The 21,056-nt window shown below is 64.4% G+C and carries 20 protein-coding genes, 1 tRNA gene and 1 other RNA gene; 12 read left to right on the forward strand and 10 right to left on the reverse strand.

Annotated features, from left to right (window positions below):
- The first annotated feature begins 77 nt into the window (after positions 1-77).
- Both ACPJW8_RS10215 and ACPJW8_RS10220 read left to right on the forward strand, forming a co-directional pair.
- Positions 78-1,157 carry a LacI family DNA-binding transcriptional regulator gene (locus ACPJW8_RS10215; protein WP_330188502.1) on the forward strand — a complete coding sequence of 360 codons (1,080 nt, stop codon included), beginning with the start codon at positions 78-80 and terminating at the stop codon, positions 1,155-1,157.
- 8 nt (positions 1,158-1,165) lie between these two features.
- On the forward strand, positions 1,166-1,942 hold the full coding sequence (locus ACPJW8_RS10220; protein WP_330188503.1) for an alpha/beta hydrolase: 777 nt from the start codon (positions 1,166-1,168) through the stop codon (positions 1,940-1,942).
- Here the strand turns inward: ACPJW8_RS10220 and ACPJW8_RS10225 are convergent.
- Entirely contained in the window at positions 1,939-2,664 is a 726-nt protein-coding gene (locus ACPJW8_RS10225) for a sugar phosphate isomerase/epimerase family protein (protein ID WP_425256320.1), read from the reverse strand. The two genes, ACPJW8_RS10220 and ACPJW8_RS10225, sit on opposite strands and share 4 nt — an antisense overlap.
- A 74-nt stretch (positions 2,665-2,738) precedes the next feature.
- On the reverse strand, positions 2,739-4,304 hold the full coding sequence (mptB, locus tag ACPJW8_RS10230) for a polyprenol phosphomannose-dependent alpha 1,6 mannosyltransferase MptB (protein ID WP_425256321.1): 1,566 nt from the start codon (positions 4,302-4,304) through the stop codon (positions 2,739-2,741).
- 263 nt (positions 4,305-4,567) lie between these two features.
- Between mptB (ACPJW8_RS10230) and ACPJW8_RS10235 the strand changes: the two genes are divergently transcribed.
- Together ACPJW8_RS10235 and ACPJW8_RS10240 are read left to right on the forward strand one after the other, a co-directional pair.
- Positions 4,568-5,875 (forward strand): glycosyltransferase 87 family protein, encoded by a 1,308-nt coding sequence (locus tag ACPJW8_RS10235; RefSeq protein WP_330188524.1) that lies wholly within the window; start codon positions 4,568-4,570, stop codon positions 5,873-5,875.
- Positions 5,876-5,903: 28 nt separating this feature from the next.
- Positions 5,904-7,160, forward strand: coding sequence for a glycosyltransferase 87 family protein (locus tag ACPJW8_RS10240; RefSeq protein WP_330188506.1), 1,257 nt, complete (start codon positions 5,904-5,906; stop codon positions 7,158-7,160).
- Between the two features lie 48 nt (positions 7,161-7,208).
- Here ACPJW8_RS10240 and mptB (ACPJW8_RS10245) read toward each other — a convergent pair whose 3' ends face one another.
- Positions 7,209-8,735, reverse strand: coding sequence for a polyprenol phosphomannose-dependent alpha 1,6 mannosyltransferase MptB (mptB, locus tag ACPJW8_RS10245; RefSeq protein WP_330188507.1), 1,527 nt, complete (start codon positions 8,733-8,735; stop codon positions 7,209-7,211).
- Positions 8,736-8,956: 221 nt separating this feature from the next.
- On the opposite strand from mptB (ACPJW8_RS10245), the gene orn reads away from it, so the two are divergent.
- The 4 genes from orn (at position 8,957) to ACPJW8_RS10265 (ending at position 11,315) form a co-directional block, all read left to right on the forward strand.
- The gene (gene orn / locus ACPJW8_RS10250) at positions 8,957-9,529 is read left to right on the forward strand and encodes an oligoribonuclease (RefSeq protein ID WP_425256476.1); all 573 of its coding nucleotides are present in this window, start codon (positions 8,957-8,959) and stop codon (positions 9,527-9,529) included.
- Between the two features lie 148 nt (positions 9,530-9,677).
- A tRNA-His gene (locus ACPJW8_RS10255) sits at positions 9,678-9,750 on the forward strand.
- Between the two features lie 96 nt (positions 9,751-9,846).
- Complete coding sequence (gene def, locus ACPJW8_RS10260) at positions 9,847-10,419, forward strand: peptide deformylase (protein ID WP_330188509.1); 573 nt, start codon at positions 9,847-9,849, stop codon at positions 10,417-10,419.
- Positions 10,419-11,315 (forward strand): acyltransferase domain-containing protein, encoded by an 897-nt coding sequence (locus ACPJW8_RS10265; RefSeq protein WP_330188510.1) that lies wholly within the window; start codon positions 10,419-10,421, stop codon positions 11,313-11,315. The genes def and ACPJW8_RS10265 overlap by 1 nt, the downstream gene beginning before the upstream one ends.
- A 7-nt stretch (positions 11,316-11,322) precedes the next feature.
- Here the strand turns inward: ACPJW8_RS10265 and ACPJW8_RS10270 are convergent, their stop codons facing one another.
- From ACPJW8_RS10270 to rnpB, 4 genes are all read right to left on the reverse strand, one after another.
- The gene (locus tag ACPJW8_RS10270) at positions 11,323-12,120 is read right to left on the reverse strand and encodes an HNH endonuclease family protein (protein ID WP_330188511.1); all 798 of its coding nucleotides are present in this window, start codon (positions 12,118-12,120) and stop codon (positions 11,323-11,325) included.
- 167 nt (positions 12,121-12,287) lie between these two features.
- Positions 12,288-12,497, reverse strand: a complete 210-nt coding sequence (locus ACPJW8_RS10275) for a hypothetical protein (RefSeq protein ID WP_330188512.1) — start codon at positions 12,495-12,497, stop codon at positions 12,288-12,290.
- Positions 12,498-12,573: 76 nt separating this feature from the next.
- On the reverse strand, positions 12,574-14,019 hold the full coding sequence (locus ACPJW8_RS10280) for a glyceraldehyde-3-phosphate dehydrogenase (protein WP_425256322.1): 1,446 nt from the start codon (positions 14,017-14,019) through the stop codon (positions 12,574-12,576).
- A 244-nt stretch (positions 14,020-14,263) separates the two neighbouring features.
- An RNA gene (gene rnpB, locus ACPJW8_RS10285) (RNase P RNA component class A) lies at positions 14,264-14,648 on the reverse strand.
- Positions 14,649-14,705: 57 nt separating this feature from the next.
- Between rnpB and ACPJW8_RS10290 the strand changes: the two genes are divergently transcribed.
- Positions 14,706-15,470: a peroxide stress protein YaaA gene (locus tag ACPJW8_RS10290; protein ID WP_330189576.1), complete on the forward strand. Its 765-nt coding sequence runs from the start codon at positions 14,706-14,708 to the stop codon at positions 15,468-15,470.
- 57 nt (positions 15,471-15,527) lie between these two features.
- Here the strand turns inward: ACPJW8_RS10290 and ACPJW8_RS10295 are convergent, their stop codons facing one another.
- Positions 15,528-16,265, reverse strand: coding sequence for a zinc ribbon domain-containing protein (locus tag ACPJW8_RS10295; RefSeq protein ID WP_330189575.1), 738 nt, complete (start codon positions 16,263-16,265; stop codon positions 15,528-15,530).
- 74 nt (positions 16,266-16,339) lie between these two features.
- Positions 16,340-17,236 carry a Nif3-like dinuclear metal center hexameric protein gene (locus ACPJW8_RS10300; RefSeq protein ID WP_330189574.1) on the reverse strand — a complete coding sequence of 299 codons (897 nt, stop codon included), beginning with the start codon at positions 17,234-17,236 and terminating at the stop codon, positions 16,340-16,342.
- Between the two features lie 79 nt (positions 17,237-17,315).
- Between ACPJW8_RS10300 and msrA the strand changes: the two genes are divergently transcribed.
- The 3 genes from msrA (at position 17,316) to epsC (ending at position 19,453) form a co-directional block, all read left to right on the forward strand.
- Positions 17,316-17,840 (forward strand): peptide-methionine (S)-S-oxide reductase MsrA, encoded by a 525-nt coding sequence (gene msrA / locus ACPJW8_RS10305; protein ID WP_330189573.1) that lies wholly within the window; start codon positions 17,316-17,318, stop codon positions 17,838-17,840.
- A 65-nt stretch (positions 17,841-17,905) separates the two neighbouring features.
- Positions 17,906-18,841, forward strand: a complete 936-nt coding sequence (cysK, locus tag ACPJW8_RS10310; RefSeq protein ID WP_330189572.1) for a cysteine synthase A — start codon at positions 17,906-17,908, stop codon at positions 18,839-18,841.
- A gap of 36 nt (positions 18,842-18,877) precedes the next feature.
- Positions 18,878-19,453: a serine O-acetyltransferase EpsC gene (epsC, locus tag ACPJW8_RS10315; RefSeq protein ID WP_330189571.1), complete on the forward strand. Its 576-nt coding sequence runs from the start codon at positions 18,878-18,880 to the stop codon at positions 19,451-19,453.
- Between the two features lie 87 nt (positions 19,454-19,540).
- Here epsC and gndA read toward each other — a convergent pair whose 3' ends face one another.
- On the reverse strand, positions 19,541-20,977 hold the full coding sequence (gndA, locus tag ACPJW8_RS10320; protein ID WP_330189570.1) for an NADP-dependent phosphogluconate dehydrogenase: 1,437 nt from the start codon (positions 20,975-20,977) through the stop codon (positions 19,541-19,543).
- Positions 20,978-21,056: the final 79 nt, after the last annotated feature.

A 21,056-nucleotide genomic window follows, 5' to 3' on the forward strand; every position in this document is an offset into this window, starting at 1 on the left:
TGGCAAGCGCTTTCCCAACAGATTCCAAAACTGCCATACTGTTGCCCAGATCAATCAAGTGGACAAAGGAGCCTACGGTGGCAGCAAGCACCCTGACAGAGGTCGCCAAACTGGCGGGCGTTTCGCCCGCCACCGCCTCCCGCGTCCTGAACGGCTCTGCCCGCAAGCCAGGATCCGACATTGCCGAACGCGTCCGCAAGGCAGCAGATTCCCTCGGTTACATACCAAACGCCCAGGCACAGGGCCTGGCCCGGTCCAGCTCGGGGCTGATCGGCCTGATCGTCCACGACATTGCCGATCCCTACTTCGCAGCCATTGCGCGCGGTGTCCAGGAAGAAGCCCGACTGCAGGAACGCATGGTCCTGCTGGCCACTACCGAGGGTGGACCCAAAGAAGAAAAGGACGCGGTGGCGGCCTTCGCGGCACGCCGGGCGGATTCCATCGTCATCGCCGGTTCCCGCTCCGAAAAAGATGGCGACGACGACGCCAACCGCGAGCTGGCCGCTGAACTGGACCGCTACTGCCGCAACGGCGGCCAGGTCGCCGTCGTCGGACATCCGGTGGTTGGTGCCACCGCCACGGAGGGCTACCACGTGGTCAACGTTCCCAACGAGGAGCTTGCCGCAACCCTGGCTGCGGAACTGGCGCGCAAACACAAGGGCGAGTTTGTAATCCTTGGCGGACCCGCGGGCCTGTTCACCTCAGATGACCGGATCCGGGGGTTCCAGCGGGGTCTTGCCGACGCCGGCAGGCGGGAGGCCGAGGTGCTGCACCACGCCTTCAACCGTTCCGGCGGCTATGAGGCAGGCGTTGCCATGGCCCAACGGATCAGAGAATCACGGGCCGGTTCGCAGAATGGTCCGGATTCACCGCCGCGGCTGTGCATCTTTGCAGTCAACGACGTCATGGCCATCGGCATGGCCGCCGCGCTTCGCTCGGCCGGCCTGCGGATCCCCCAGGACGCTGCCATCGCCGGTTTCGATGACATCGAAACTCTCCGCGACTTCCGCCCTGAGCTGTCCACGGTGCACCTTCCGCTCGAGGAGATCGGCCGCGTGGCCACCCGCAGCGCAGCCTCGCCACATCACGGACAGGAAATCCTCCAGGTCCAGGGCCAGGTCACCCTCAGGCACAGCACCGAACAGCCCATTCTCTAAGGACGTACATGATGAAGACCGCACCACCACGCGGATTGACAGTTGTTCCGGCCGTGACTCCCCCAGGATCTGGCCTGCCATCTGCCGCACCTGCCGTACTGGTCCTGCCCGGTGGCGGGTACGAGCGCCAGGCCGACCACGAGGCTGAACCTGTTGCACAATGGCTTTCCTCCCTGGGCATCCATGCCTTCGTGCTGCGCTACAGGGTTGCACCGGAGCGCCATCCTGCACCGCTGGAAGACGCCAAGACCGCCATGCTCTGGATCAGGAACGGCGGGCATGGGCTGGCCGTGGACCCGGCACGGGTTGGCGTCCTGGGCTTCTCTGCCGGCGGGCACCTGGCTGCCACGCTGTCCACCGGGGTTTCCACCGGCAACCCGGGGCTCGATGTGGATGCTGCCGTTCCGGCCCTCAGTATTCTTTGCTACCCGGTGGTCTCGTTTATGACGGGCAGCCACCAGGGTTCGGTCGATAACCTCCTTGGCCCCGCGTCCGGTGCCCTCCCGGCGGAGCGCCATGCACTGATGGCTGCGCTGTCCGCCGAACAAAACGTCCACGCGGCGACGCCGCCCGCCTTCCTCTGGCACACGGCTGACGACGCCTCGGTTCCTGTTTCCAACAGCCTGGGGTACGCCGCCGCCCTGGCCGAGGCGGGGGTTCCTGTGGAGTTGCACGTCTTTCCGCAGGGCAGGCACGGCCTGGGGCTGGCAGCAGCGGAAGACGGGGCCGGACAGTGGCCGGCCCTCTGCGCGGCATGGCTGCGGCGCATCGCCTGGACAGGCTAGTCCTCGCGGAGCACCACTTCGTTGAGGAAGTCAGCATCCCGCAGGAGGTTTGCGGGCTGGTCATCCTGTACGAACTCGAGCATCAGGTCCATCTGGAGGCTGTCCCCGTGCAGGATTGACGCTACGGACTCCCACAGACCGGCCCGGGCTTCCAGCGGCTGCCGCTGATCCTGCGGCCACCACGAAAAACAGTGGATGCCAGCCAGAAACGGCAGCACCAGCCGCAGGGAGGCCACCGCCTCTTCGTCGGAAAGTCCGACGGCGGGCTGCCAGTACGTGCCCACGTTGCGTTCATTGATGGCCTCCAGCAGCCTGACGGTACCTTCCGGGGTGTCCGTCAACGTGCCGGAGTGATATTCCAGCGCCAGGGTGAGGTTGTGCTCCCCCGCGATCCCCGCAACCCGCTTCGCATCTGCTACAACGTTGGCCCAGTGCGAGTCGTCAGAGCCGGCGCTGGCAACGGAGCCGGCCCAGACCCTGATCCGGGGCGCCCCGGCGCGGACGGCCAGGCCGGCGACGGCCTGGAAATCGGCACCGGATCCCAACCTGTAGTAAGACCCCAGCGACAGGACTTCCAGCCCGGCTTCAGCTGTTGCCTGCGCTGCTTCCCCGGCAGCGGCTTCGTCAACCACGTGCGCGTCGGTTCCCCATTCGATTCCTGCCAGGCCGGCGTCGGCGGCGATTTCGGCCACCTCCGCGATGGTGGAATCACGCAGGGTCACCGAGCAGAGCCCAGGTACAAGGTGGGCCCGGTTCCATTCAGAGAGACCCAATGAGGCGTCCATGGGGCGCGGACCTATGCCTTTCGCGGCTGGCGGAACAGCACGTGGGTTTTTTCGTCGAAGAACATCAGGTAGGCGGCCATGGAAACGCCCACGGCGATGGCCACGGCGCGGACCAGTTCGATCGGGATCCAGCGGAAGACACTCAGCTGGTCCGTCAGGGCAATGAGCACAAAGAACGTGGTCAGGTAGAACACGGCGCGCAGTTGCCATCCTTCATCGATGCCGGTTACGGCGAAAAGGGCCAGCAGCCAGATCATGTACCAGGGCTGGATCATGGGGGCAAGGAGCACGACGGCGGCGAACGCCCAGGCGGCCCGGCGCACCATCAGCGTGCGGTAGCCGGTTTCGGAGACATCGGCGGGGAACCCTCCGGACCAGCGCCGGACCCCGAACTGGCCGGTGTCCGCCGGCCGAAGCGTCAGCCAGATGACGATCAGGATGGAGGCTACTGTCCCCACCATCTGTACGGCGTCGATGACGGGATCCCCGGAGACTCCCATAAGGCTGGTGATCAGGCCCAGCATGTGGGACAGCAGGCCCACTGGCGCGTACCAGATCCAGACCGCACTGGACGTCTGCAGGGCCCCGATCCAGCCGAAGCCCAGGCCGTTGACCAGTCCCGCCACGGCGAGCAGGCCCATCGAAAGCGCCAGTGTTCCGGCCCAGCACAGGAAACGCCTGGACCAGCCCGCCTTGTGGCCGGCCCAGAGCAGCCCGACGAACGGCAGTGCGATCAGGGTGATCGGCTTAATGGCGATGGAGGCGGTGACCAGGACAATGCCCAGGATGGGCCGCTTGACCGCCGTGAAATAGATGCCGGCTACGCAAAGGCCCAGCATCAGGGAGTCGTTGTGCGTACTGGCAATGAAATTGATCAGCACTACGGGGTTCAACGCCACAAGCCATAAGGTCCGCTGCGGGTTGAAGCCATTGAGGGCCGCCAGTTTTGGGGCGTAGACGGCCAGCAGCACCAGCCCTGCCAGGACTGCAAAACGGAAGGGGATGATGGCTACTTCGGGAATTTCGAAGCTGACGGCGACGGATGCCTGCTCGATCCAAAGCCACAGCGGCCCGTACGGCGTGGGCGCCTCGGTCCACAGGGTGTCCGGGCCAAGGTTGTAATAGTTGCTGAGCGCCGAAATCCCGTTGGTGTAGGGATCCAGTCCGTGGGTCATCAGCCTGCCCTGGCCGATGTACGCGTAGACGTCCCTGCTGAACAAGGGAAGGCAGGCCATCAGCGGCAGCGTCCACATCCAGAAGGCCTTCCTCAGGACGGGGATGCAGTGCCTGTCCCAGTCCCCCATCCTCTGGGCCAGCCGCAGCCACGCCCGCAGGAGAAGCAGGGCACCAACGCAGAGCATGATGGTGGACGCGATCACGGCGATGGGTGAGGTCCGGGCGAAGATGAACAGCGGGGTCCTGATGAACCCGCTGCTTCCGGCGAGCCAACCGAGGCCGATCGACGCCAGGGCCATCAGCACCGAGCCAAGCAGGCCCTGGAGGATGGTGGACCGCGATGCCGCCATCAGAGATTGGGTGAGGGGATCCCGGGTGCTTTTGCGTTCAGCCAAAATCACCGAACCTCCTGCTCCCGGATCGCGCACATCCGACGTCACCATTAATGATTAGCCCTGTCCGAGTTTAGTCCGTGGCCGGGAAACACCTGTGGATCCGCCGCCTGCTGGGAATAGTGCCACTCTAGCACCGGGGCTGCGGGCACCGCCGGGATACCATGGACACGTCCCGGCGCCTTCCGGCATGCCCGGCCTACAATCTTCGACACTCATTAACCAGACTGCCGCCCGCCAGCTGCCGTCGCCAACCGAGAAGGACGCCTCCCATCTCTGCCGATTCATTCTTCAGCGCACTGACCCGGTTCCGGCGAAGGATCCTTCCGGACAGCTGGGAACGTGTCCTGCTGACGCCCCGTGGCCTGCTGTGGGGATTCATCCTCATCCATGCAGGTTTCCTTGTTTTCGCCCTGATCCTGTCCCTCAGGGGCGAGGCCTTCAGCGACACGTTCATCTACCGTGAGTGGGCCGCAGCCGGATTCGATGACAACCGGCTGTCCGGCGGACCCAGCCCGTGGGTCTACCCGATCCTGGCGCTGGTCCCACTCTTCCTTGCCGGCATCGCCGGTCCTGGGCCGTACTTTTTCCTCTGGGTACTGATGATCGTGGTGCTCGATGCCATTGCCCTGGGCAAGCTCACCGACTGGGGCCGGAACCACAAGGCAATCGCAGCTGGATGGTGGTGGCTCTCCTTCGTGCTCATCCTTGGCTGGCTGGGCTTCGCCCGGGTCGATGGGCTCACCGCTCCCCTGGTACTCATTGCACTGGCCTACGGCGTTCAACGCCCCTTCGTGGCAGGCGTCCTCCTTGCCATCGGCACATGGATCAAGGTCTGGCCGGCCGCGGTGATGCTCTCCCTCTTCACGGTGGTCAGGAACAGACTCCAGGTTGTCCTGCCCGGCGTAGTGGTTTCCGCACTGGTCGTGGTCCTGGCAGCGTCTCACGGCTCGCTGCCGAAGCTGTTGAATTTCCTGACCCAGCAGGGCGAACGCGGTATGCAGCTCGAGGCCACGTTCACCACACCCTGGCTGTGGCTCTCCGTCCTGAACATCGGCGATTCGCACATGTACATGAACACTGACATCAACTCCATGCAGGTGGACGGACCTGGCACCCCGTTGATGGCCGCCTTGATGCAGCCCCTGCTGATTGTTGCCGCGCTGCTGGTGGCCGGGCTGACCTTCTGGGCCCTGCACAACGGCAACCGCTTCGGCGGCGTGGACCGCACCGAACTGCTCCTCGCCGGATCACTGACCATGGCTACTGCGTTTGTGGTGTTCAACAAAGTGGGATCGCCGCAATTTATGGTCTGGCTTGCCCCCGCCGTTGCCGTGGGCCTGGCCCACTCCTTCCGGGAATGGCGCGTCCCTGCGGCAATGCTGATCATCATCGGACTGGCCACGTTCTGCATCTACCCGTTGTTCTACGATGCCCTGAGCCACAACAACCCGGTGATGGCCCTGGTCCTGACGCTGCGCAACGTCCTGCTTGTGGTGCTCTTCTGCTGGTCACTGCGACGCCTGTACCTGCTGGGCCGCAAGCAGCCTGCCGCCCAGGCCGCACTCAAGGAGTCCTGACATTTCCGCTTCATTTTTTGACCGCCTGGTGCGGGTCCGTGACACCGTGCTGCCGCCGGCCGCCGTCGCCTGGTTTGCCCGGCCCTCAAGCGTGTGGTGGGGATTCGCCGTCGTCCACCTGTATTTCCTGGGCTGGATGGCGAGCTTTTTCCTCAGCGGCGGTACGTTCTCCGATACCGAGCAGTACCGTCAATGGGCCACGGCGGGCTACAACCCCTCTGACCTTGACGGCAAAATCAGCCCCTGGGTTTATCCGGTCCTGGCGCAGCTGCCCATTTTCCTGGCCAACATTGCCGGCCCGGATGCCTACCTGCTGGTCTGGACGCTCATCATCACCGCCCTCAACGCCGGCGCGCTTGCCTTCCTGACCTCCGGCACCCGCCGCACCTCCGGCATCGCACCGGCATGGTGGTGGCTGTTCTTCACGGTATTCATGGGATACCTGAGCTTCGCCCGCGTAGAGGGAATCACCGGACCGATCGTCCTGGTGGCGCTGCTGGTGGCCGCACACCGCCCGGTTGTGGCCGGTGTGCTCCTCAGTATTGCCACGTGGATCAAGGTGTGGCCCGCCGCTGTGCTGGTGCCCATTGTCATCGCCAGCCGGAAGCGCGTGCAGATCGTCCTGTCCGGCGTTGTGGTCACCGCAGTCGTGGCGGCCGGCACGTGGCTGTCCGGCGGCGCGGCGCACCTGATGGACTTCCTGACCAACCAGGGTGAGCGCGGCATGCAGCTCGAAGCCACCTTCTCCACCCCGTGGGTGTGGCTCAGCGTCCTGGGAATTGCGGACTCACGCATCGCGGACAACGTGGCCATCAACTCAACGGAGGTCTACGGCCCCGGGGCCTCGGTGGCAGCGATGCTGATGCAGCCCCTGCTGATCGTGGCAGCCGTTGGCGGAGCGGCCCTGCTGATCTGGGCCCTGCGCAAGGGCGCCGAACGCGAGGAGCTGTTCCTTGAAGGGGCCCTCCTGATGACCACGGCCTTTGTAGTGTTCAACAAGGTTGGCTCGCCACAGTTCATCATCTGGCTGGCCCCGGTGGTAATTGCCGGGCTGACCCATGACTGGCACCGGTGGAAGGTGCCGGCAGCCCTCTTGATGGGCATCGCCATGGCCACCTTCATCATTTATCCGCTGTTCTACACGCCGCTGATCCATGCGAATCCGCTGATGGCGGCGGTGCTGACGGCGCGGAACGTCCTGCTGGTGGTGCTTCTGTGGTGGTCCGTGCAGCGCACCCTGGAACTGGGCAGGAAAGCCGCAGCCGCGAGGCTGGCAGCAGCCTGACATTGCGCCTGGTACCAGGTGCCCGCCGTCACTGCCCCGCCCGGGCGGCTAGGGCAGCAGGGCCTTGTTCCTGGACCGCAGCCAGGTCTGTGGTTTCCCCTCAACCAGTAGCTTCCGGGTGTGGGGGTCGAACACCAGCAGGTACACGGTAAAGGCCAGCGTAATCACCGACGCCAGTGACGACGCCGAGACGTTCAGTTCCACGAAGGACCACACAAACAGCTGGTCCTGGGCGCCGAACACCACAAAGAACGTAATGACGATGTACAGGGACTTGATCTGCCAGTCGTTGCGGATGCCGGTGACGGCGAGGAACGGGATGAACCAGAGCACGTACCAGGGCTGGATGATGGGTGCGAACATCACCACGGCGCCAAACGCCAGCGCCAGCCGCCGCACCAGGAGCGGGTATGAGCCGCGGAACATCAGGACCAGCACCACCACTATGCTGAGCAGCTTCAGTCCGCTCCGCAGCACGCTGGCGATGTCGCGGCCGGGCAGGCCCAGCCCATTGGCCAGCCACTCCACCTGCTGCCCGATCAGCCCGGAGGGCGAGTACCCCGTATAGCCGGGCGTCGGGTCCAGGATGGCCCACGTCCAGCCCAGGCCCAGGCCATACGGAATGCCACTGAGCACCAGCACGCCGAAGCTGATCCCGGCGGTGGCAGCCCAAAACAGGAACCGGCGCAGCAGGGAGGCCCCTGGACCCGCCCACATCAGGCCGAGGAACGGCAGGAGCAGGATGGTGATCGGTTTGATGCCGATCGACGCCGTCACCAGCAGGATGCCCAGCAGGTGCCGGCCGGTGGCTGCGGCATACACGCCGGCCACGGCAAGGCCCACCATCAGCCCGTCATTGTGTGCGCTGGCGACAAAACTGATCAGGAAGAGCGGGTTTGCCACCGCAATCCAGAGTGCGCGGGCACCGCTGACGCCATGGAGTTCGGCGAGCTTGGGGACGTAAATAACACACAGCACGACGCCGATGCCCGCCAGGACGCGGAAGAGCAGCACCGAGATATCCGGCTGCGCCCCGGTCACCGAAACAACCAGCCGCGCCAGCCACAGGAAGTACGGGCCGTATGGCGTTTTCGCTTCGGCCCAGGCCGGATCAGCACCGAGCGAGAACCAGTTGCTGAGCGTGCTGATCCCGGTGTTGTAGGGGTCCTGGCCTTCGAGGACCAGGCGGCCCTGGCCTGTGTATGCGTAGACGTCACGGGAGTAGATGGGGACGGCGAACATCATGGGCGCGGACCAGGCCGCCACCGCCGCCATCACCGAGCGCAGGGATCCCTCGCCCCAGTCCTTCAGCCGTTGTCCGAGCCGGAGCCATGACCGGGTCAGGAGCATGGCTCCCACCGTCAGGAGGACCGTGGAAAAGGTAACGCCCCAGCCTTCAGTACGGAGGGCGATCACCAGCCAGTGGCGGATCATCGGGGAGCCGTTGGCAATCCAACCGGCCCCGATGGAACCAACCAGCATCATCAGCGAACCAACAAAGCCCTGGAGGATCGCCACATAGGCTTTGGAAGGCGCGACGGCTGAGTCGTCGGAGCTTGAACCGCGTGCCTTCATGATGGGTTAAGTCCTTCTGGTACGTAGTCGAAGCGTCGCCGGAACAGACTCGAGGAGTGGTTCAACGGACCTGGTGATTATATCAGCCAGTGCCATTCAGGCCGCGGACGGCGCCGCTCCCGCAGGCGCCACCACACTGCACCACGCGGCCTCCCGGCGGTTGCCGGTAGGCTGGCGGGGTGCCTATTACTAACGAACGCATCGTCTGGATCGACTGCGAAATGACCGGGCTTGATGCCCGCAACGACGCCCTGATCGAAGTAGCCGCCCTGGTGACTGACTCCGAGCTGAACATCCTGGGGGACGGCGTGGACGTCGTCATCAAGCCCAGCGACGCCGCCCTCGCCCAGATGAGCGGCTTCGTCCGGGAGATGCACACCACCTCAGGCCTCCTGGAGGAGCTCCCGCATGGCAAGACCATGGCCGAGGCCGAGGCCGCAGTCCTTGAGTACATCGAAAAGTGGGTGCCGGATCCACGCCGCGCCCCGCTTGGCGGAAACTCGGTTGGCACTGACCGGGTGTTCCTGGCACGGGACATGCCCGCCGTCGTCGAGCATCTGCATTACAGGGTGATTGACGTCAGCACCATCAAGGAACTGTCGCGGCGCTGGTTTGCCCGCGCCTACTTCCAGTCGCCGCCCAAGCATGGCGGGCACCGTGCACTGGGCGACATCAAGGATTCGATCAACGAGCTGCGCTATTACCGCGAGGCAGTCTTCGTCCCCGCACCAGGCCCGGACTCCGCTACCGCACAGGCGATTTCACGTCGGATCGTCGGCTCCGCCCACGGGTAACAGGCTGGCCCGGGAGTAATCTGCACCACGTTTTGCGGAAATTTGGGGCAAAAGGGCCAAAGTGGTCAAAGCGCCCCCAAACAGCAGGTAAACTATTTGACGTTGCCTTCCCGGACAGCCGATTACCGGCGGTCTTGAATGGCGCATGGTGGGCTTAGCTCAGTTGGCAGAGCGCCTGGTTGTGGTCCAGGAGGTCGCGGGTTCAACCCCCGTAGCTCACCCGCTCAGGACGGTACAGATCCGTTCACCACAAAGGCTGCACCGGTTACCCGGTGTGGCCTTTGTTGTTTATCCGGTTTCACGCGAAGGATCTTGATATGACCGTTCTGCCAATCACTATCTGGGGCGAGCCGGTACTTCACCGGCGGGCATCCGAGGTGGAGGTTTTCGACGACGAACTCCGCACCCTGATCGCTGACATGTTTGAAACCAATGACGCAGCCAACGGCGTGGGCCTCGCGGCGCCGCAAGTCGGCGTCGGCAAACGGATCTTTGTTTACAAGTACGCAAACGAGGACGGTGCACCACCGGCCGGTGTGGTTGTTAATCCGGTACTCACGCTGTCCAAGGTCTCCGGGGCGTTGCCTGACCCCGATGAGGAAGAAGAAGGCTGCCTCTCCTTTCCCGGCGGAGCCTATCCGCTGAAGCGCGCGGAGTGGGCCCGGGTGCAGGGCTTTGACGGCAACGGACAGCCCATCGAGTTCGAAGCCACTGGCTGGTTTGCCCGCGTGATCCAGCATGAATACGACCACCTTGACGGCAAGCTGTACGTCAACCGGTTGATCGACAAGTACGCCCGCAAGGCCATGAAGCAGGCCAAGCGCAGCGGCTGGGGCGTTCCGGGCCTGACCTGGATGCCTGGCGTGGATCCCGATCCGTTCGGCCACTGATGGCACCCGCACCCGCTTCCGACGGCGCTTCCGTGGACGGCGGCACCCTGGACGCAGACGCCTTGGACACCAGTGCCATCACCCGGCGCCTGGATCTGCTGGGCATTGACGAGGCGGACCGTGCCCAGTGCGCCGGACTCCTGGCCCGGCCGGCATCCGCTGACGTGCGCCAGGCGATGAGCCGGCTGGAAACAAGGCTGGGTACTTTCACCGCCAAGCCTGCAGGGGACGAGGGGCTCTCCGAGGGAGTCTGGATCGAGGCGATCCTTCGCTTCGCACCGCGGGTGGTCCAATGGCATGGCCGCCACGGTATTTCCCCCGCCGATTCGGCCCTGATCCTGGCGGACATCGGCCGGCAAATGGCTATCCACCGGCGCGTGCACGGGACCTTCGGGCTCGAAACCTGGGCTTGGCTGACGCTCCAGTTGGCGGGCAACATGTTCCAGTTGGGCCGGCTCCAGTTCCACCTGGTTGCCAACCAGGAGCGCGACGGGTGGGTCCTGGACATCCACATCCCGGAACTCACCGGCCCCCAGGCAGGACTCGCACCGGACGCCGTGGATTCCAGCCTGGCGCTGGCCCAGGTATTTTTTGCCACGCACTTCCCGGACAAACCGGTGACTACTACAACGTGCTCCTCCTGGATGTTGGATCCCTATCTCAGCCGGGTACTCCCCCACGGCAACATCGCCGCCTTCGCCCGGCGGTTTGTCCTGGACCGATGCACGGACGCGCCCGCGGATGCCGTGTACTTCACCTTCCGCAAGCGGGGCCTGGAGGACCTGGACGTGCTTCCCCGGGAAACATCCCTGCAGCGCGCCGTCCTTGAAAGGATCGACGACGGCGGCACCTGGCAGCTCGGCCACGGCCGCCTTGAGTTGCCGCCCGCCGAATGATCCGGACCTAGCCCGCGGCGACCGACCGCTGTTCGGGACAGGCGCCCAGCACCCGTTTCATGGCGTCCTTTTCCGCCTGGGTGATCCACAGCCCGTAGGCGATCTTTACCGAAACCTGCCGGGCCACGTAGTGGCACCGGATTGATTTGTTCTTGGGAAGCCAGGTGGCGGTGTCCCCTGCGCCCTTCTGCTGGTTGGCATCGCCGTCGGCAGCAATAAGGTTGAGCGGATCGTTGGCCAGGGCTTGGCGCTGCGCGGGGGTCAATTCCTGGGCGCCTTTCTGCCAGGCGTCGGACAATGCGACCACGTGGTCGATCTGGACTTCGCGGCTGGTTTGGGATCCGCGCTGGAAGGCCACCACTTTTGCGGTGTAGGGGTCAACCAGGGTTCCTGCTGCAACTCCGCATTGTGAGTTCCGGGTGAAGGTGACGTCCGTAAGGTCCCTGCGAAGGATGTCGTTGCGGGTATCGCAGCCGTTCCTGTCGACGTCGAACCAGGCCTGGCCGAACTGCTCCCGGCTGTAGTCGCCCTTGGGGGCCCGTCCCTTGACTGCCAGCAGTTCCACGGCGTCAGCAGCTTTGGCATCCGGCACTGCATGGACTGACGTGACGGGTTTCATCCATGCGGCGTTGAAGACCGGAACATCAGTGGGCCCCGCAACGGTGGGCTCAGCGAGTGCGAACTGGCCGTTGGAAAAGAACCAGCCCAACCCCAGGACGGTCCCCAGCGCCATCACCACAAGCACCAGCCAGGCCTGGCGGGAACGCCGCCGCGCACGGCGGTAGGCCTGCCAGCTGCGGCTCATGCGGGCAGGCCTTTCTGAGGGGCGGGGCATCCCGCGGCCGGACAGGTGGACGAACGTCTATAGGGCACCAACAGAGCCTAAGCCACACCGCAGACACCCGTTCCGATATCCACAGTGTGGAGGAAAGGTGGGGCCTTCTTGCAGGCCGGTTCCGGGCTCCCCGGCCGCTATTGCTCCCGGATAACCCGGCGGAGGTCTTCCTCGGCCAGCTTCAGGAGATCCTCAAGCTGGCGCACCCGATCCTCGGAAACATCTCCCGACGCGTGGGCTGCCTTGGCGTCGTCGAGAAGCTTGGCAGCTTGTTTCACGTTGGCCTTGGCCAGGTCGAGGGCATGCTCCAGGGTGGTTTCGTGCTCGATGGCTGATTCTGTGTCCATGCCACCAGTGTGAGCCGGAATCCCGGCTGATTCCAGAGGATCAGCCGGGATTCCTTTGTTTCTTCGCGGACTGCAGCTAAACGGCGGCGATTGCCTCGAGGGCGGCAGCCGGCTCCTTCGCGGGGAATGAGGGCGGGTTCACGCCTGCCATCTCTTCCATCACGCGGACAACCTGGCAGCTGTAGCCGAACTCGTTGTCGTACCAGACGTAGAGGATCACGTTCTTGTCGTTGGAGATGGTGGCCAGGCCATCAACGATGCCTGCCCGGCGTGATCCGACGAAGTCGGTGGAGACCACCTCAGGGGAATCGATGTAGTCGATCTGCTTGCGCAGGTCCGAGTGCAGGGACATCTGGCGCAGGTAGTCGTTGACCTCCTCCTTGGTGGTGCCGTTTTCCAGGCTGAGGTTCAGGATGGCCAGCGAAACGTCCGGCGTGGGGACGCGGATGGAGCTGCCCGAAAGCTTGCCCTGCAGTTCCGGAAGGGCCTTGGCCACGGCCGTGGCGGCACCGGTCTCGGTGATGACCATGTTCAGCGCGGCCGAACGTCCGCGGCGGTCACCCTTGTGGAAGTTGTCGATCAGGTTCTGGTCGTTGGTGAACGAGTGCACCGTCTCCACATGCCCGTGGATCACGCCGAACTTGTCGTTGATCGCCTTGAGCACCGGGGTGATGGCGTTGGTGGTGCAGGAAGCCGCGGACACAATCCGGTCCGTGTCCTCGATGCTGCCGTGGTTGATGCCGTGCACGATGTTCTTCAGGGCGCCCTTGCCCGGCGCGGTCAGCAGGACCCGGGCCACGCCCTTGCTCTGCAGGTGCTGGGACAGGCCTTCGGCGTCGCGCCAGCGTCCGGTGTTGTCCACCACCAGGGCGTCCTTGATGCCGTAGGCGGTGTAGTCAATGGTGGCCGGGTTGTCCGAGTAGATGACCTGGACCTGGACACCATTGGCGGTAATGGTGTTGGCTTCCTCATCAACGCGGATGGTCCCTTCGAAGGAACCATGCACGGAGTCGCGGCGCAGGAGGCTGGCGCGCTTGGAGAGGTCCTTGTCGGAGCCGCGGCGGACCACAATGGCGCGCAGCCGCAGGCCGTGGCCGCCGCCTGCCTTTTCAATCAGGAGACGGGCCAGGAGCCGGCCGATCCGGCCAAAACCGTAGAGCACGACGTCGGTGCTGGTGCGGTCATCTGCCCCGCGCTTGCCAACAACCTCGGCCAGCTCGGCCCGGAGGAACTCTTCGAGGGTGGCGCCGTTACCTTCGGCCTTGAACTTCTGGTTCAGGCGGGCGATGTCGATCGCAGCAGCCCCCAGGTCCAGCCCGGCGAGGGTATCGAGCAGCGGAGCGGTTTCCTCCAGCAGCAGCTCGTCCTTGCTCATCCGGCGCGCGAAACGGTGCGCCTTGAGGATGTTCATCGTGGACTTGTTGATCAGGCTGCGTCCGTGAATGCTGGTCACCACGTTGTTTTCGCGGTACAGCCGGCCGATCACGGGAATCATGGCCTCGGCAAGAGCTTCCCTGCCCATCCACGTATCAAGACAAGAATCTGAAGTCTGGCTCACTCAACTACCTTCCTCGGTTCTACCGCACCACGTCCCTGTGGGGCGGAATCAGCGCAAAGAAAATCCGCCGGCTGTGAACGCATATCCGGCGGAAGAACTTCTACGTTCACACCCCATTCTAGGCGGCGGGACGGCTCCGGGCCGGGCCCTAGACCGTGAAATCACTCACACAGCGGGGGCGCGGCGACTCGATAAGGGAAGGTTTGAGTGGATGGGTCGACCGATACGCCGGGTTCTGTCCTCCCCTGCCGTTACCGTCAGGGGGTGGCGGCCATCCATCTACGAACGCCGTTGCCGACGCCCTCCAGCGGCCTACCCGGGCACTCGGGCGAGCAGCCCTCGATCATGCCCTGTCTGGCCTTGCTCCGGGTGGGGTTTACCTAGCCTCCCCGGTCACCCGGGGAGCTGGTGGTCTCTTACACCACCGTTTCACCCTTACCTGCCCGATCCGCCGAAGCGGAACAGCAGGCGGTCTGTTTTCTGTGGCACTGTCCTGCGGGTTACCCCGAGTGGGCGTTACCCACCACCCTGCTCTATGGAGCCCGGACGTTCCTCGAGCCACTTGCGTGACGCGCGGCCGCCTGGTCGACCCATCCAGCTGTCCAGTCTACCGGGCCGGCAGCTCGTTCCCTTCCCGGTAGGATCTACGGGTGCTGATCCTCCTCCCGCCCTCTGAAGGCAAAACTCCCGCCGTCAAAGGGACGTCCGTTGACTGGGCAGACCTTAGCTTCCCGGACCTCAACACCGCCAGGGCGCAGGTGCTTGAAACTCTTGGCACGGTGAGTGCGCACAAGGATGCCCTTGCGCTCCTGGGCGTGGGCGCATCCCTGAGTGACGACGTCGAACGCAATACCCGGCTGCACGCCGAGCCTGCGGCCCCCGCGCACAGCATCTACTCGGGCGTCCTCTATGACGCCTTGGGTTACCGGACGCTGACGCCGGTTCAACGACGCAAGGCGGACCACGATGTCCTGATCATTTCGGCACTCTGGGGAGCCATCCGGTTTGGTGACAGCGTGCCCGCCTACCGCCTGTCCATGGGAACGGCACTGCCCGACGTCGGACGGCTGGCGTCGTTCTGGAAACCGCAGCTTTCCGGGGCACTGGCTGATGCCGTTGAGGGCCACCTGCTGGTGGATTGCCGGTCCAGCACTTACGCCGCAGCCTGGACTCCCCCGGCCGAACAAACCGTGGCAGTGAACGTCTTCACGGAGGTCAACGGCGTGCGGAAAGTAGTGAGCCACTTCGCCAAGCACACGCGCGGGGAGCTGGCGCGCCATCTGTTGAGCCGGCGGGGCAAGCCTGCAGGAACACCCGCTGAGCTGCTCAAGGCCACCCGCGAGAAATGGGACGCGGAGTTGGTTGAGGGTTCAGCACGCAAGCCGCACGCACTGAACATCATCCTCCCCAACTAACTGGCACATAACGTCGTCATTTCGCGTTTTGACGACATCAAGTGCCAGTCACTTGGGTCAGGCCCACTCAGGCGAGCGGACCAGGATGCAGCCGGAGTCCGGGCAGAACACGATGTCGTCATCGGCGGCGGCCTTGATCTCCGCGAGGTCCCCCGGGCTCAGCTGCATGCCGGAACCCTCGGACTTTCCGTGGAACAACCGCGCCGCACCCACTCCCCGCTTGGCCAGGGTTTTCTCGTAGATGGCGAGCATCCCGGCATCCAGCCCGGCCGCGAATTCTGCACGTTGCCCGCGCACTACAGTGGCTTCGGCTTCCACTTCGGCAATCGCTTCGTCCAGCTCGGCACGGATCCCCGCAAACGAACCCTGGATGCCGTCAACGATTTCCTGCTGCTGGGCCTGCGTGGCGCGGAGGCTGTCCAGGCGCTCCAGGACTTCCAGCTCCACGTCTTCGAGGTCGGAGCGGCGCTTGTTCAGCGACGCAATGTCCTTCTGCAGGGCCACCAGGTCTTTGGATAGCCCGGTCCCGCTGTTCAGCCGGGCCTCATCACGCTCAATGCGCGAGGCGACCTGTTCGACGTCGGCCTCCGCCTTCTTGAGCTCCGCTTCGGCGTCATGGACGGCCACCTTTGCCGCACCCAGCTGGCCATTGGCCACGGACAGTGCTGCTTGGAGGTCGGTGATCCGGGGATCTGCTTCGAGAACCCGGCGGCGGCTGGCGAGCGCAGTCAGTTTCGCATCCAGTGCCTGCAATTCAAGCAGTTTCAACTGTTCCGCCGGTGCTGCCTTGGCCACTCTTTACCTCCATAGGTTTGCGCCGGCGTCCACCGGCACGCCTCGCGGCGCTCACCTAGACTCTAGCGTGTGGCTCAGCCGGGAGTCAGTATGAAGTCCCAGGGGTCGCTGTTCGTTCCGCTGACACGGATCTCGACGTCGTGGCCCTGGTCCGCCAGCACGTTCCCCAATGCCGTGGCAGCTGCGGGAAGCCAGAGCCACTCGCTGGCAAAGTGTGAAACGTCGATCAGGTAGGGCCTGCCGTCCACTGCGGATTCCCGGGCCTCGGAGGCGGGATGGTGGCGGAGGTCGGCAGTAACGTAGACGTCCGCTCCGCTGGCCCGCACCTCGTTGAACAGGGAGTCCCCCGCACCACCGCAGACTGCCACTTTCCGGACCAGGCCGGATCTGTCCCCCGCGACCCTGACGCCGCCGGCCACAGAGGGCAGGATTCCAAAGACCCGGGCTGCGAAATCACCTAGCGTGACGGCCTCGGGAAGGTCTCCCACCCTGCCGATGCCTTCTTCCGGGAGCCCCTGGGCGGAGGCCGTGAGCGGGCGGGCATCGTGGATCCCCAGGGCGTCGGCAAGGACATCGGAAACACCCCCGACGGCGGAATCGCCGTTGGTGTGGACCGTCAGCAACGCTGTTCCGGACTCGATCAGCCGGTGCACGGCCTGGCCCTTGGCCGTAGTGGCCGCCACGGACGTGACACCACGCAGGAGGAGGGGATGGTGGGTGATGAGCAGCTCAGCGCCCCACTCAACAGCTTCATCAATGACTTCCAGTGTGGGATCCACGGCGAACATCACACGGTTGACGTGGCGGCCGGGGCGGCCTGCCACCAGGCCTACTTCGTCCCAGTCTTCGGCCAGCGACTCCGGCCACAGTTCCTCCACGGCGAGGAGCACATCGGCAAGGGTGGGTACCTGGTTTCCGGCGGCGTCGTCGGCCGCATCACCGTCGGCGGCGTCTGGTTTTACAGCTTCCATGTTCACCGTTCTACCCTACTTATTCATCTAGGCTGGAACCCGTGGGAATTCTGCGGCGCCGTCAACCATTGAAGAGGTCATGAAAACTTTCGTTCTGGGTGGAGGCTGCTTCTGGTGCCTCGACGCCGTCTACCAGCAAACGCGTGGCGTGGAGTCGGTGGTGTCCGGCTACACCGGCGGGCATGATCCCAATCCCGACTATTACTCGGTCTGCGACGGCAACACCGGCCACGCGGAGGTGGTGGCCGTGACCTTCGATGAGTCGGTCATCCCTGAAGAAGTCATCCTGGATATGTTCTTCGCCCTCCACGATCCCACCACGCTGAACCGGCAGGGATACGACATCGGGACCCAATACCGCTCGTCGATGTTCTACGAAACCACCGAGGAGAAGATCCTCTTTGAAGAGGCCATTGCCCGGAACCAGCCGCTATGGCGGGATCCGATCGTCACCGAGGTGGTCAGGCTTCCGCGCTTCCATGTGGCCGAGGAATTCCACCAGAATTACTACGCCAAGCATCCGGAGCAGGGATACTGCCAGGTCATCATCAACCCCAAGCTGGCCAAGGCGAGGAAATATTACTCTGCATGGCTTAATGCTTAGCAACGCCGTCACGCGGCTGGTTAGGCTGACCCCAGTATTCACACCTGAGAGATAGGCGCATGCACATGGCACGGATCTACGACGATGTAACGCAGCTGATCGGTGGAACCCCGCTGGTCCGCCTCAACCGGATCAGCGAGGGCCTCGAAGCCACGGTGGCCGTCAAGCTCGAGTTCTACAACCCGGCCAACAGCGTTAAGGACCGCATCGGCGTAGCCATCATCGACGCCGCTGAGAAGTCCGGCGCCCTGAAGCCCGGCGGCACCATCGTCGAAGGCACGTCCGGCAACACGGGCATTGCGCTGGCCATGGTGGGCGCGGCCCGCGGTTACAAGGTCATCCTGACCATGCCGGAAACCATGTCCACCGAGCGCCGCGTGATGCTGCGTGCGTACGGTGCCGAGATCGTCCTGACCCCCGGCTCCGAGGGTATGCGCGGTGCCGTGGAGAAGGCCCAGGAGATCGTGGCCAACACGGAAAACTCCGTCTGGGCCCAGCAGTTCGCCAATGAAGCCAACCCTGCCATCCACCGCGCCACCACGGCCGAGGAAATCTGGGCTGACACCGACGGCGAGGTGGACATCTTCGTCTCCGGCGTCGGCACCGGCGGCACCATCACCGGCGTCGGACAGTTCCTGAAGGAACGCAAGCCCGGCGTCCAGGTTGTGGCCGTGGAACCGAAGGACTCCCCCATCCTCAACGGTGGCAGCCCCGGACCCCACAAGATCCAGGGCCTTGGCGCGAACTTCATTCCCGAACTGCTGGACACCAACGTCTACGACGAGGTCCTGGACGCCACCCTTGAAGATTCCGTCGCCGTCGCCCGCGAGCTGGGCATCAAGGAAGGCATCCTGGGCGGCATCTCCTCCGGAGCCATCGTCTGGGGAGCCCTGGAACTGGCCAAGCGCCCGGAGAACGCCGGAAAGCTGATCGTTGCAGTGGTCTGCGACTTTGGCGAACGCTACATCTCCACCGTTCTGTACGACGACATCCGCGGCTAACCAGCCCGGGACGCTCCCTCCGGCAGAAAGAACCCCTTGGGCTTTTTTGCACGACTAAAGGAAGACCTCGAAGCCGCCCGGTCACACGACCCGGCGGCCCGGGGTTCTTTCGAGAACATTTTTGCCTACTCAGGCCTGCACGCCATCTGGATCCACCGGCTGACTCATAAGCTGTGGCAGAACCCGGCCCTCCGTTTCCCTGCGCGGCTCCTATCGCAGTTCGGGCGGTTCCTGACGGGCATCGAGATCCATCCGGGCGCCACGATCGGCCGGCGCTTCTTCATCGACCACGGCATGGGTGTGGTAATTGGCGAGACAGCCGAAATCGGCGAGGACGTCATGATGTACCACGGGGTGACGCTCGGCGGACGTTCACTGGCGCGCGTCAAGCGGCACCCCACCATCGGGAACCGCGTGACCATCGGGGCAGGGGCGAAGGTCCTCGGTCCCATCACCATCGGAGACGACAGCGCCGTGGGCGCCAACGCCGTTGTGGTGAAGGATGCTCCGCCAGCTTCCATCCTCACCGGCATCCCGGCTACGTGGCGGCATCGCGATGCCAAGTCCGAAACCAAGCCCGCAGTGGATCCTGCGGAATACTACGTCATCTGATACTTCAGCTGAGCGCACCATACGAAGAAGGCCGGCAACCCCGCGGGGTTGCCGGCCTTCTTCGTTACCGGCTGACCGGCAGTGGAATCAGTGGGTGTCCACTGCTTCGATCTCGGACTTGTCCTCGCCCCAAAGGGTGTGGAAGGTGCCCGGAGCATCGACGCGGCCGTAGGTGTGTGCGCCGAAGAGGTCGCGCTGGCCCTGGATCAGGGCGGCAGCAACACGCTTGCGGCGCAGGCCGTCGTAGTAGGCCAGCGATGAGGAGAACACCGGTACCGGGATGCCCAGCTGGACGGCCGTGGCCACCACGCGGCGCCAAGCGGGCAGTGCCGCGGCGATGGCTTCCGTGAAGGCCGGAGCGAACAGCAGGTTGGCCGGCTTTTCCTCGGCGGCGTAGGCCTTGGTGATGTCCTTGAGGAGCTCGGCGCGGATGATGCAGCCGGCGCGCCACAGGGAAGCGATCTCGTCCAGCTTGAGGTCCCAGTTGTATTCCTTCGCCGCGGAGCCCAGCATGTCCAGGCCCTGCGCGTAGGAAACCAGCTTGGAGGCGTACAGTGCCTGCCGGACATCCTCGACGAAGGTCTCGGGAATTTCGACGGCGGCTTCCTCGCCGGCCAGCAGTTCCTGGCCGAGCCTGCGCTGCTCGCTCTGGGACGACAGCGCACGCGCGAACACGGACTCGGCAATGCCGGACACCGGGGAACCAAGCTCCAGGGCGGAGATGACCGTCCAGCGGCCCGTGCCCTTCTGCCCGGCAGCGTCAACAACAACGTCGACAAACGGCTTGCCGGTCTTGGCGTCGACGTGGCCGAGGACCTCAGCGGAGATCTCGATCAGGAAGGAGGACAGTTCGCCCTTGTTCCATTCGGTGAAGATCCTGGACTGTTCGGCCGGTTCGATGCCGGCGCCGGTGCGCAGGAGGTCGAAGGCCTCACCGATGACCTGCATGTCGGCGTATTCGATGCCGTTGTGGACCATCTTGACGAAGTGGCCGGCGCCGTCGGTGCCGATCCAGGCGCAGCAGGGTTCGCCGTCGACCTTTGCGGAGATTTTCTCCAGCAGCGGACCGAGTGCGTCGTAGGACTCCCTGGAGCCGCCGGGCATGATGGACGGGCCGTTGAGGGCACCTTCCTCGCCACCGGAAACACCGACACCCACGAAGTGCAGGTCCTTCTTGGCCAGCGCTGCTTCGCGGCGGCGGGTGTCCTCGTAGTGGGAGTTTCCGGCGTCGATGATGATGTCGCCGGCTTCCAGGAGCGGCTCGAGCTGCTCAATGACGGAGTCGACCGGCTTTCCGGCCTTGACCATGATCAGGACCCGGCGCGGCTTCTCCAGCGAATCCACCAGCTCCTGGAGGGTCTCCGTGCGGATGAAATCACCCTCAGTGCCGTACTTTTCCAGCAATACGTCAGTCTTCTCGACCGAGCGGTTGTGGAGGGCGACTGTAAAGCCGTTGCGTGCCAGGTTGCGGGCCAGGTTGGCCCCCATCACCGCAAGGCCGGTGACACCGATGTGTGCAGACATCAAAACTCCAATTCAGATTCTGTGCTGTGTAAACAAGTGCTGTGTGGAGACGTGCTCCAGGGAAGCGCCCGCAATAAAT

Origin of the sequence: Pseudarthrobacter sp. J47 (assembly GCF_049810315.1) — a bacterium.
GTDB lineage: Bacteria > Actinomycetota > Actinomycetes > Actinomycetales > Micrococcaceae > Arthrobacter.